This is a genomic window from Accumulibacter sp. (genome assembly GCF_032229525.1).
In the GTDB taxonomy this organism is placed as follows: Bacteria; Pseudomonadota; Gammaproteobacteria; order Burkholderiales; family Rhodocyclaceae; genus Accumulibacter.
Genome location: NZ_JAVTWB010000198.1, coordinates 25,943 through 36,566, shown reverse-complemented (window position 1 = coordinate 36,566; position 10,624 = coordinate 25,943). Strand labels below are relative to the sequence as shown.

Below are 10,624 nucleotides of genomic sequence, written 5' to 3'. Positions count from 1 at the left end.
TTAGGGGTGTTTGCCGATTTTTCCATTAAGCGCTGTGGCGCCACTGGAGCTGGCGAGGGGCAGGCCGTTCACCAACGTCAGACGAAAAAAAGGCAGGGCCTAAGCCCTGCCTCTTGCCAAAGTGGTTGCGGTGTCTTATTGCTTGGCAGACTTGACGTCGGCGTCGACACCGAAGCCCATGGTGTAGCCCATCGACACGTGATGGAAACGGCCGGTAGCGTGATCCGCGTGGACGGCGACGCCGAACGGAACCGCCTTGCCTTCGGCCAGGGCACCGGACAGTTTGCGGGTGAAGGTCACCGTGTAGGTGTCGCCCGACTTGCCACCTTCGGCCTGCACGTTGGCAGTGCCGCCTTCCATGCTGCGCTTGTCGGTCACCGAGCCATCAACCGCCTTGGCGCCCGCTGCGCTCTTCCATTGCATCAACTCGTAGGCACCGCTCTTGGTGTACTTGGTCTTCTTGTCGTCTGCTCCGGGCATCGTCCGCGCGTCGCCGTGGCAGGTCGCCCAGCAGCCAACCTGGTCGCCCTTGGGAACCTCGGCGTTGGCGAACATCATCGCCACCTTGACTTCGTTTTCCTTGTCGGCGGGGTCGAACGCACCGGCCGGCGCCTTGAAGGTCAGACGGATGTAAGCGTTGTCCTTGTCGTACGCCGACTGGATGGTCACCGGGTAAGTCATAGTCTTCGGCGCGCCTTTGGGCTCAAGTTCCTTGCTTGCCAGACGCTTCATGTCGAAGTTGAGGCCGCCTTTTTCTTCGTGGCAACCGACACAGCTTTCGCCCTTGTTGATGCCGGTGCGGCCACTGTGGTCGGATTTCTTCATCACCCATTCGACCGGCGTCACCCCAGGGTGAAACACCTGGATGGTGCGCTTGGGAACCTTGCTCCAGTCGGGTGCGGCAGCGTAGGCCACTTGCGAACCGAAGGCCAGCAAAGCACCGAACAGGGCCAGGGAAACGGTCGTTTTTTTCATTTTCACTCTCCACTCAGGATTGATACGGTTAGAGGCGGTGGAAGGCGGCCAACTGTCAGTCGTCCGCCCAGCCCCCACTTTAGGTCAGGTGTGGCTCGCTCCGCCGTTCGTGCCTAGAAAGAGTTGCCTCCGTCGTCATCTTCGTCTTCCTCTTCCGGCATGTTCTTCGGCTTGTGGTGCGCGATGCCCTTGTGGCAATCGATGCAGGTCTTGTTGTCTTCCTGACCGATCTTGTGCATCTTGGAGGCGCGCTTCTTCTGTTTCTCGATGTCCATTGCCGTGAACGAGTGGCAGTTACGGCACTCGCGTGAATCGCTGGCCTTCATGCGTTCCCACTCATGCGTCGCCAGTTCCAGCCGCTTGGCTTCGAACTTCTCGCGGGTATCGATGGTGCCCATCAGCTTGCCATAGAGTTCCTGGCTCGCCTGAATCTTGCGCATCATCTTGTGTGTCCAGTCCTTGGGCACATGGCAGTCGGAACAATACGCGCGCACGCCGGTGCGGTTGCTGTAGTGAATGGTGGTCTTGTATTCCTGATAGACGTTATCCTTCATCTCGTGACAGCCGATGCAGAACTCCAGGGTGTTGGTAGCCTCCATCCCCGTGTTGAAACCGCCCCAGAACAGAACGCCGGAGACAAAGCCGACCGACAGCAGCGTCAGTAGCGAGTACTTGACGCTGGGACGTTTGAGTTTTGCCCAGAACCCTGAGCCGTTATCTGCCACGATACTTCCCTCCCCTTGAACTTTTTGTGCGATGCGCCATTTGGCGAGCGCCAAGGCTGCCGGAAGTCTAGCGGATCAGGGGGTGGCGACGGTTTGATCTATGCTAACAAACACGGAAATCACCCCGCGCAGTGCCGTGTGCGCGGGCCGATCGGAGCGATTTCCGGGCTCAGGGTTGGACTTGGTCGATCACCAGCCGCAGGCTCTGGCTGCCGGGTTTGACACCGCGCAGCGTGCCATACAGGTCGCCGCTCGAGGTCTGCGCCTTGCCGGCCTTGGCGACCCGTGCTTCGATGCTGACGGTCTTGAAGTCGGAGATCTTCTTGCCGCCGGCGAGTGCCATCGAGTCGTCGAAGCGGAAGCGCAGCGGCAGGTCGCCGACCCTGGCCCGTGTCGCGGCGAGGGGCATGCGGGGCCCCTCTTCGGCTCGTGCGAAGACGAACAGCACGTCGTCCGGGCGGGCTTGCGCAGCGACCTCGTCGCTCAGCGTCACTTCGCCGCTGACGGCGCCGGCGCCCGTCGGCGTGGCTTCGGCGACCCGTTCTCCGGCAGGCTGGGCGGCGATTTGGCGTGCTTTGTCGACCGCCGCCGCGACCGTCCTGGCCTCTTCGGAACCGGGTTCGAGTTGTGCCAGCAGGCGTGCCCAGTAGTCGGCGGCGAGGGCGAACTGACGCCGGTCGCTGGCGGCAGCGCCAGCCAGCAGGAGCGCTTGCGTTTCGTTGGGGTCGATCTTCAGGGCCTGCTCGATCAACTCGCTGGGTTTCCCTTGCAGGTCGCCGCCGTTGCTGCGGCTGAGGACTTCGGCATAGTCGGCGAGCAGCGCGGCGTCCTGGGTGACCAGCGCGCCGGCGCGACCGTAGGCTTCGGCCGCCTGGGGAAAGCGTTCCATGACCTTGTAGGAACGCGCCAGCATCAGCCAGCCCTGGTGGTCGTCAGGGTTCTCCTGGAGCTTGGCGACCAGCCCGGTGACCATGCCCTCGATCTGTTGTGGCGTGATCCGCGCCTGTCGCTGCAGTGGGTCGAGCGCTCGCTGATTACCCAGCAGGGCATAGCCGCCTGCGGCGGCCAGTGGCAGAACGAGGAGCAGGGCCAGCGCGGTCTTGCGGCCACCGCTGGCGATGGTCTTGTCGCTTGCTGGCGGCTCGACCTCGTCGAGCAGGCGACGTTGCAACTCGCTTTGCGCCTGCTCGAAATCGGTTTCGGCGAGCGAGCCGTTGTCGCGCTCACGCTCGAGTTCGGCGAGCTGGTCGCGGAAGATGGCCAGATTCGCTTCGCGATGGTCAGCACCGCCAGACGACCTCGGCGCGCGCAGCAGCGGCGGCAAAAGAATGGCAACAACGGCGACGACAAGCAGCGCCGCGAAGAGGATGAAACTGCTCATGAACGTCCTTGATGAGAGTCGTTGTCGTGCAGCAGCGCCTCGGCCTGGCGCTGCTCTTCGGCGCTCAGCGGCGAGTCTGTGATGGCCCGGTCACGGCGGCGCAGGTAACGCAGCAGCGCCGCGAAGCCAAGGACCAAGAGCACGCCCGGTCCGAACCACAGCAACAGCGTCGTCCCTTTGAGTGGCGGCCGGTAGCGGACGAAGTCACCATAACGGCTGACCATGAATTCCATGATTTCGTCGTCGCTCTTGCCGGCGTTGATCAGCGTGCGAATCTCGCGGCGCAGGTCGTTGGCCAGTTCGGCGTGCGACCCGGCCAGCGATTCGTTCTGGCAGACCAGGCAGCGCAGCTCGCTGGAAATCGCGATCAGGCGCTTCTCGGTCGCCTCGTCCGCGGCCAGCGGCTGGGCTTCACCGGCGAATATCGCGCCATTGCTGCCGGCGAGGCCGAGCAGCGTGAGTAGCAGCACCATCACCAGTCGCCTCATTTCGACAGCTCCGCGATCAGCGGCAGAATCGTGCTCGACAAGACGTCAGGGGTGATCGGCCCGGTCTGTTTCATGCGGATGATGCCGGCCTTGTCGATGATGTAGGTCTCCGGCACGCCATAGACGCCGTAGTCGATACCGACCCGGCCGTCGATGTCCATCACCGACAGCGTGTAGGGGTCGCCGTGCTGGTTGAGCCAGGCACCGGCGCGCTCGACGACCATGCCTTTTTCCTTCCCGGGAGCCACTTTGTCCATGTCGATCGCGCCGTCACCACGGACTTCCTTGTAGTTCAGTCCGACCAGCGGCGTGCTCTGGCGCTTGGCCAGTTCGACGAGCAGCGGGTGCTCCTGTCGGCACGAGACACACCACGACGCCCAGACATTCAGCAGCCAGACCTTGCCGAGCATGTCCTTCGGCGAAAACTGCTCCTCCGGTGCGTGCAGCCGCGCTAGCGAGAAGGCTGGTGCCGGCTTGCCGACCAGCGGCGACGGCACGTCGCGCGGGTTGAGGGTCAGCCCGACGCCGAGCAGGACGACGAGAACGACGAAGCCGATCAGCGGCCAGAGAAATCGGTTCATGGCGTGTCCTCAGGCGTTTTGCGCCAGTGCCGTGCCGACAGCCGCCGCAGTAGGGGCCGCGGCACGCGCCTTGATGCGGTAGCGGCGGTCGCTCATGGCGAGCAGACCACCGAGGGCCATCAACACACAGCCGCCCCAGATCCAGTCAACGAAGGGCTTGTAGTAGACGCGAACAGCCCACGCCGCTTCGGGTCTGGCCTTGTCGATCGGCTCGCCGAGCGAGACGTAGACGTCGCGCAGGAAGCCGCTATCGATCGCTGCTTCAGTCATCGGCATTGAGGAGGCAACGTAGAAACGTTTTTCCGGGAAAATTTTCCGCATTTCACGGTCGTTCTTGCGCAGATCGATGTCGCCAACCAGCGCGCGATAGTTCGGCCCCTGCTTTTCGCGGACGCCGTTGAAGACGAAGCTGTAACCACCGACGCTGACCGTATCGCCGACTTCCATCTTGACGTCCTTCTCTTCCTGATAGGCGCTGACCATGGTCACCCCGACGATAAAGACGGAGATTCCGACGTGGGCCAGATGCATGCCGAAGAAGCTGCGCGGCTGCCTGCTTGCCGTACTCAGAAACGATTGCCCGGCGCGCGTCGACTGGACGCGTTCGAAGATGCTCAGCAGGGTGCTGAGAACGATCCAGGTGGCGAGCAGGAGGCTCAGCGCGACCAGTGGCTTCCACTCGCCGCGCAGGAAAGGCGCTGCGATACCGACCACCAGCGCGGCCAGGAAAGCCCAGCGCAGGGCGCGCGCGAGTTCGCCGACGCTGGCGTGCTTCCAGCGCGCGAACGGCGCGACGCCCATGAGGAACGCAGCCGGCAACATCAGCGGTACGAAGACGGCGTCGAAGTAGGGCGGGCCGACCGACAGCTTGCCCGCGCCAAGGGCGTCGATCAGCAGGGGATAGAGCGTGCCGAGTAGCACCGAAGCGCAGGCGACGACCAGCAGGACGTTGTTGGTGAGCAGCAGCGATTCGCGCGAGAGCAGCCCGAAACGGCCGCCGAGACCGACCTTGGGCGCCCGCCAGGCAAATAGCGCCAGCGAGCCGCCGATGACCACCACCAGGAAAGCGAGAATGAAGATGCCGCGGCCCGGGTCGGTGGCGAAGGCGTGCACCGAAGTCAGGACACCGGAGCGGACCAGGAAGGTGCCGAGCAGCGACAGCGAAAACGCGGAGATCGCCAGCAGCACCGTCCAGTTCTTGAAGCTGCCACGTTTTTCGGTCACCGCCAACGAGTGCAGCAGAGCCGTACCGACCAGCCAGGGCATGAACGAGGCGTTTTCGACCGGGTCCCAGAACCACCAGCCGCCCCAGCCCAGCTCGTAGTAGGCCCACCACGAGCCGAGGGCAATACCGAGTGTTAAAAAGATCCACGCGGCCGTGGTCCACGGTCGCGACCAGCGTGCCCAGGCGGCGTCGAGCTGGCCGGAGAGCAGCGCGGCGATGGCGAAGGCAAAGGCCACCGAGAAGCCGACGTAGCCCATGTACAGCATCGGTGGATGAATGATCAGGCCCGGGTCCTGCAAAAGCGGATTGAGGTCGCGCCCTTCTTCGGCACCCGGCAGCAGGCGCTCGAAGGGGTTCGAGGTGAGCAGGATGAACAGCAGGAAGCCGGCGGCCACCAGTCCGAGAACGCCGAGCACGCGCGCGACCATGTGGTCGGGAAGTTGTTGCGAGCGCAAAGCGACGGCCAGCGTCCATAGCGCCAGCATCATCACCCACAGCAGCAGCGAGCCTTCGTGTCCGCCCCAGACCGCGGCGACACGGTACTGCATGGGCAGCAGCGTGTTCGAATGCTGCGCGACGTAGAGCACCGAGAAGTCGTTCTGCACAAAGGCCGTGGTCAGGCAGCCGAAGGCGATCGCCAGGAGCAGCGCTTGTGCGACCGCAGCGGGCCGCGCCAGGGCTATCCATTGCTGCCGGCCGGTGTGCGCGCCGATCAGCGGCAGCGTGCCTTGCGCCAGGGCCACGCAGAGCGCGACGATCAGTGCGAAGTTGCCGAGTTCAGGGATCATGGGGCTATCGTCCGTAGGTCGTTATTGCTTGATGGTCTTGCTGGCTGCTTCCGCCGCCGCTTTGTTGACCGCCGCGCGTTCATGGGCGTCGCCGACGGCCTTGGCCGCTTCTGGCGGCATGTAGTTCTCGTCGTGCTTGGCGAGCACTTCGGAGGCGTTGAAGATACCACCGTCGCCGAGCTTGCCCTGCGCGACGACGCCTTTGCCTTCGCGGAAGAGGTCGGGGAGGATTCCCTGGTAGGCAACGGTCATGTCCTTGTCGGTATCGGTGACCACGAAACGCAGGGTGACGCCGTCCGCCTGGCGCTCCAATGAGCCTTCCTTGACCATGCCGCCGATGCGGAAGTTCTTGCCGGTCGGTGCCTCACCGGCGGCGACCTGGGTCGGTGAAAAGAAGAACACCAGATTGCTCTGGAAGGCATTGAGCACCAGCATGGCGGCAATGCCGAGAATGGCCAGGCCGCCGACGATCAAGGCAATGCGTTTGTGACGAGGTTTCAAGCTTTACTCCTGAGGGGTGTTGCTCTGCGGTCCCTGGTCGCTTCCGATCGCTCGGCGCGATACTGGCGTTTGAGGCGAATGAGCAGTGTCTTCCGACCATGCAAGAGCAGGATCGGTTCCGCCGTCATCAGCAGCGCCATCACCCCCACCGAGCCCCAGACGTAGAGGCCGTGCGTCCCCATCGCGAGAAACTCGGAAAAGCTGTTCCAGTGCATCCGTTCACTCCTTGTCGCTGAGCAGTTCGCGCACCCAGTCGGTGTGCCGCTCGCGCTCGAGCATGATGGTGCGCACGCGCATCAGGGCGATGGCGATACTGTACATCCAGCAGCCCAGCGCACAGAGCAGCATGCCCCAAAGCATCATGGCGGCCATGCTCGGTGCCTTGGTCAGGCTGACCGATGCGCCCTGATGCAGCGTGTTCCACCACTTGACCGAAAAATAGATGATCGGGATGTTGACCACCCCGACCAGGGCCAGAATCGCGCCGGCCTTGTCGGCGCGGCGTGGATCGTCGATCGCCGCCTGCAGGGCGATGAAGCCGATGTACAGGAAGAGCAGGATCAATTCGGAAGTCAGGCGCGCGTCCCACACCCACCAGGCGCCCCACATCGGCTTGCCCCACAGGGCGCCGGTCCATAGCGACAGGAAAGCGAAGAGGGCGCCGGTCGGCGCCAGGGCCGAGGCCATCATGCCCGACAGGCGGATATTGAAAGCCAGCCCGATGCCGGCCCAAAAGGCCATCACCAGATAGATGAACATCGACAACCACGACGCCGGCACGTGCAGAAAGATGATGCGATAGCCCTCGCCCTGCTGCGCGTCGGTCGGTGCCAGGAGAAAGCCGATGCTCAACCCGGCGACGCCGAAGATCGCGGCGAGCGCCCAGAACCACGGGATCAGCTTGCCGGCAAGTGGGTAGAAGGTCTGTGGACTGGCGTATTTGAACCAGTTGATTGCTTGTTCAGTCATCTATTCGAGGGCAACTCTGAGGGCCGCGGCGGTGGGCCACGGCGCAAAAAACACGCCGCCGAGCGCGAGGGCGCCAAGCAGCGACAAATGGGCCTGCGGCCCGAGGCCGCTGACCGTCGCGTCAACTGCGCCGGCGCCGAAGATCAGCACCGGGATATACAGCGGCAGGACCAGCAGCGACAGTAGCACGCCGCCGCCGCGTACCCCCAGCGTCAACGCCGCGCCGATCGCGCCGATGCCGGACAGGGCCGGCGTGCCGATCAGCAGCGACAGGGTCAGCACCGCCAGGGCGTCGCTCGGCAGGTCGAACTGGATGCCCAGTACCGGCGCCAGCAGAACCAGCGGCAGGCCGGCAACCAGCCAGTGCGCGATCACCTTGCCCAGTACGATCAGGCCCAGCGGTTGCGGCGCCAGAGCCAGTTGCTCGAGTGTGCCGTCGCGGTGATCGTCGGCAAACAGTCGTGGCAGCGAAAGCATCGTCGCCAGCAGTGCGGCGACCCACAGCACGCCTGGAGCCATTCGGCGCAGCTGATCGGGTTCCGGGCCAACGCCCAGCGGGAACAGACTGACGACGATGACGAAGAAAAAAGTCGCCGCGACGATGTCCGCCTGCCGCCGCATCGCCAGTCGCAAGTCACGGCCAATCACGGCACGGAGCAATATTAGCATCTCGTTAACTACTGCGGCCGGTAGGCTGCATCATCCGCACCCAACCAGAGTTCACGCACCGCGCCCGCCGGTACCACGACCGCCTGGTGGGTGGTCAGGACGGCCAGTCCGCCGCGTTGCAGGTGGGCGCCGATCAATTCGGCGACGAGCTCGACGGCCGCCGCGTCGAGGGCCACGTAGGGCTCATCGAGTATCCACAGCGCACGCCTTTCGTTGACCAGGCGCGCCAGCGCCGCTCTGCGTTTCTGTCCCTGGGAAAGATAGCGGCAGGCCAGGTCTTCGCGTCCGCGCAGTCCGACCAGCTCCAGCGCCTCGAGCGCTGCGTTCTCGGCGAGCGACTCCTCAGCCATCGTCGCCGACGTCAGCAGGTTCTCCAGCGGTGTCAGCTCCTCCTTGATGGCGTTTTGGTGGCCAAGGTAGCAAAGCTCGCTGCGAAATTCCTCGCCGAGTTTGCCGATCGGTTTGCCGCGCCAGCGAATCTCGCCGCTGGCTGCTGGCGTCAGCGCGCAGAGCATGCGCAGCAGGCTCGTCTTCCCCGAGCCGTTCCGCCCTTGCAGGTAGAGCATTTCGCCCCCTTCAAGCTGAAAGCTGACGTCGGCGAACAGGCGGCGTTCACCGCGTACGCATTCCAGATTCGAGGCTTCAAGCATGCAGAGGGAGATCCGGGAAAATGGCAGAGGCCGGCGAGGCCGTATTGTGAACGCGGCAGTTTAGCCGCGGATTGACTGAAATCAAAATGGATTCAAAGGCTTTTGCTATGGTCTGGAGAGATTTTCCGGGAGTGTGACGGTGGAGCAGGGAGTTCTGCAGCTGACACTGACGTGGGATGGGGGGCAAATCGTGGCCGCCGGGGTGGTGTCGTCCCGGCCGGCAGTGGCCCGCTGCCTGCGTGGGTTGCCGGTCGCGCGTGTTCTCGAAATCATTCCCCGCCTGTTCGGTCTTTGCCGCTGCGCGCAGGATGCGGCGGCGCGCTTGTCCTTGCAGGCGGCCCGTCCTGAGCGGCCGGTGATTGCGGCGACCTCCGCGCAGGTGCTGGCGGTCGCGCTCGAAGCCGTTGGCGAGCACCTGTGGCGCTTGTTGCTCGACTGGCCGCCGCTGTGCAAGCAGGCGCCGAGGCACAGCGAGTTTTTGCTCTGGCGCAAGCGCTTGCTCGGCGTCGTCGATAGCGCTGGCGCCGCAGTGTTCGGAGCCCGGCTCTCCGCCTGGCTGAACGAGGAGACGCCGCTGCAGGTAGGCGATGGTGTCGCTGCCACCGCGGGCGCGCTGCTACCACGCCTGTCGGCCGCCGACTGGGTAGCGCAGGCCGATGGCGCGGGTTTTGCCGAGTGGCCCACTTTCGCGGGGCAGCCGGCCGAGACCGGGGCACTTGCGCGCCACATCGGGAATCCCGAGGTGGCGGCTCTGCTCGCCAGGGGGCAGCGGATACGGGCACGGCTGGCGGCTCGCTACGCTGACCTGCGCTGGCTTGCAGAGGGATTGTCCGAGCCGGCACGCCTGTCCTCCTGGCTCGATGCGGCGACGGTTGCTGAAGGCTGCGGGCTGGCTTGTGTCGAAACGGCTCGCGGTACCTTGCTGCATCGCATCGAACTCGCTGGTGAGCGGGTGGCGCGCTACGTCATCGTGGCGCCGACGGAATGGAATTTTCACCCGCAGGGGGCGTTTGTCCGCGAGATCGGCACGACTCCGGCCAGGACGCGTGCCGAAGCAGTGACCGCGGCCAGCCGCCTGGTGCTGTCGCTTGATCCCTGCGTGCCTGTCGAAGTCAAGGTCGACGATGCATGAGATGTCGCTCGCCCTGGGCATCCTGCAGATCATTGAAGACGCGGCGCGCGCGCAGCGCTTTCAGCGCGTCAAGTCGGTGTTTGTCGAAGTCGGCGAGCTTTCTGCGGTTGAACCGGAGGCTATTCGCTTCTGTTTCGACGCCGTAATCCGCGGCACGCTGGTCGAAGGTGCTGTTCTGAAAGTGATTGAGGTGGCGGGCGAAGGTTTATGTTTTAATTGTAATCAGACGGTGCCGCTGGCGGCCCGTTACGACCCCTGCCCAGCCTGCGGCGGTTACCCGGTTCAAGCAACCGGCGGCACCGAGATGCGGGTCAAGGAGCTGGAAGTCGAATAAGAAAGAGGAGACAGCAGATGTGTACCACTTGCGGTTGCGGCGGCGGGGAAACTCGGGTGGCCGGGAAGGCAGTGTCCGAAGAGGAAGGCGCTCAGCATGCGGGTAGGGGCCATTCGCCGCCAGAGCCGCGGCAGCCGGGCGGCGCTTCTACTCATCGCCGCATGAGCTACGTACCGGTCGGCGCTGACGATGGCGCAGGGCATTAC

13 protein-coding genes are annotated in these 10,624 nt (G+C 64.3%); 2 read left to right on the top strand and 11 right to left on the bottom strand.

Features of this window, described 5'->3' with window-relative positions:
- Positions 1–135: 135 nt before the first annotated feature.
- From RUW20_RS15620 to ccmA, 11 genes are all read right to left on the bottom strand, one after another.
- Entirely contained in the window at positions 136–975 is an 840-nt protein-coding gene (locus RUW20_RS15620) for an ethylbenzene dehydrogenase-related protein (RefSeq protein ID WP_313953146.1), read from the bottom strand.
- Between the two features lie 113 nt (positions 976–1,088).
- Positions 1,089–1,700 (bottom strand): NapC/NirT family cytochrome c, encoded by a 612-nt coding sequence (locus RUW20_RS15615; protein ID WP_313953145.1) that lies wholly within the window; start codon positions 1,698–1,700, stop codon positions 1,089–1,091.
- Between the two features lie 169 nt (positions 1,701–1,869).
- Positions 1,870–3,081 (bottom strand): c-type cytochrome biogenesis protein CcmI, encoded by a 1,212-nt coding sequence (gene ccmI / locus RUW20_RS15610; RefSeq protein ID WP_313953144.1) that lies wholly within the window; start codon positions 3,079–3,081, stop codon positions 1,870–1,872.
- Entirely contained in the window at positions 3,078–3,569 is a 492-nt protein-coding gene (locus tag RUW20_RS15605; protein WP_313953143.1) for a cytochrome c-type biogenesis protein, read from the bottom strand. The genes ccmI and RUW20_RS15605 overlap by 4 nt, the downstream gene beginning before the upstream one ends.
- Entirely contained in the window at positions 3,566–4,150 is a 585-nt protein-coding gene (locus RUW20_RS15600; RefSeq protein WP_313953142.1) for a DsbE family thiol:disulfide interchange protein, read from the bottom strand. Before RUW20_RS15600 ends, RUW20_RS15605 begins: the two co-directional genes overlap by 4 nt.
- Positions 4,151–4,159: 9 nt before the next feature.
- Positions 4,160–6,163, bottom strand: a complete 2,004-nt coding sequence (locus RUW20_RS15595; RefSeq protein ID WP_313953141.1) for a heme lyase CcmF/NrfE family subunit — start codon at positions 6,161–6,163, stop codon at positions 4,160–4,162.
- A gap of 21 nt (positions 6,164–6,184) precedes the next feature.
- Complete coding sequence (gene ccmE, locus RUW20_RS15590) at positions 6,185–6,664, bottom strand: cytochrome c maturation protein CcmE (protein WP_313953140.1); 480 nt, start codon at positions 6,662–6,664, stop codon at positions 6,185–6,187.
- Positions 6,661–6,879 (bottom strand): heme exporter protein CcmD, encoded by a 219-nt coding sequence (gene ccmD / locus RUW20_RS15585; protein ID WP_313953139.1) that lies wholly within the window; start codon positions 6,877–6,879, stop codon positions 6,661–6,663. The genes ccmE and ccmD overlap by 4 nt, the downstream gene beginning before the upstream one ends.
- Before the next feature lie 4 nt (positions 6,880–6,883).
- A complete protein-coding gene (gene ccmC / locus RUW20_RS15580) occupies positions 6,884–7,633 on the bottom strand; it encodes a heme ABC transporter permease CcmC (protein WP_313953138.1) in 750 nt (249 codons plus the stop codon).
- The gene (gene ccmB / locus RUW20_RS15575; protein WP_313953137.1) at positions 7,634–8,302 is read right to left on the bottom strand and encodes a heme exporter protein CcmB; all 669 of its coding nucleotides are present in this window, start codon (positions 8,300–8,302) and stop codon (positions 7,634–7,636) included.
- A gap of 8 nt (positions 8,303–8,310) precedes the next feature.
- Positions 8,311–8,952, bottom strand: a complete 642-nt coding sequence (ccmA, locus tag RUW20_RS15570; protein WP_313953136.1) for a cytochrome c biogenesis heme-transporting ATPase CcmA — start codon at positions 8,950–8,952, stop codon at positions 8,311–8,313.
- 139 nt (positions 8,953–9,091) lie between these two features.
- On the opposite strand from ccmA, the gene RUW20_RS15565 reads away from it, so the two are divergent.
- A complete protein-coding gene (locus RUW20_RS15565; protein WP_313953135.1) occupies positions 9,092–10,084 on the top strand; it encodes a nickel-dependent hydrogenase large subunit in 993 nt (330 codons plus the stop codon).
- Complete coding sequence (hypA, locus tag RUW20_RS15560) at positions 10,077–10,418, top strand: hydrogenase maturation nickel metallochaperone HypA (RefSeq protein ID WP_313953134.1); 342 nt, start codon at positions 10,077–10,079, stop codon at positions 10,416–10,418. Before RUW20_RS15565 ends, hypA begins: the two co-directional genes overlap by 8 nt.
- Positions 10,419–10,624 lie beyond the last annotated feature (206 nt).

Bases quoted from the DNA above. Each gene is read 5' to 3' on its own strand.
- RUW20_RS15600 (WP_313953142.1), bottom strand. From the start codon at position 4,150: ATGAACCGATTTCTCTGGCCGCTGATCGGCTTCGTCGTTCTCGTCGTC.
- ccmI (WP_313953144.1), bottom strand. From the start codon at position 3,081: ATGAGCAGTTTCATCCTCTTCGCGGCGCTGCTTGTCGTCGCCGTTGTT.
- hypA (WP_313953134.1), top strand. From the start codon at position 10,077: ATGCATGAGATGTCGCTCGCCCTGGGCATCCTGCAGATCATTGAAGAC.
- ccmD (WP_313953139.1), bottom strand. From the start codon at position 6,879: ATGCACTGGAACAGCTTTTCCGAGTTTCTCGCGATGGGGACGCACGGC.
- ccmB (WP_313953137.1), bottom strand. From the start codon at position 8,302: ATGCTAATATTGCTCCGTGCCGTGATTGGCCGTGACTTGCGACTGGCG.
- RUW20_RS15595 (WP_313953141.1), bottom strand. From the start codon at position 6,163: ATGATCCCTGAACTCGGCAACTTCGCACTGATCGTCGCGCTCTGCGTG.
- ccmA (WP_313953136.1), bottom strand. From the start codon at position 8,952: ATGCTTGAAGCCTCGAATCTGGAATGCGTACGCGGTGAACGCCGCCTG.
- ccmC (WP_313953138.1), bottom strand. From the start codon at position 7,633: ATGACTGAACAAGCAATCAACTGGTTCAAATACGCCAGTCCACAGACC.
- RUW20_RS15620 (WP_313953146.1), bottom strand. From the start codon at position 975: ATGAAAAAAACGACCGTTTCCCTGGCCCTGTTCGGTGCTTTGCTGGCC.
- RUW20_RS15605 (WP_313953143.1), bottom strand. From the start codon at position 3,569: ATGAGGCGACTGGTGATGGTGCTGCTACTCACGCTGCTCGGCCTCGCC.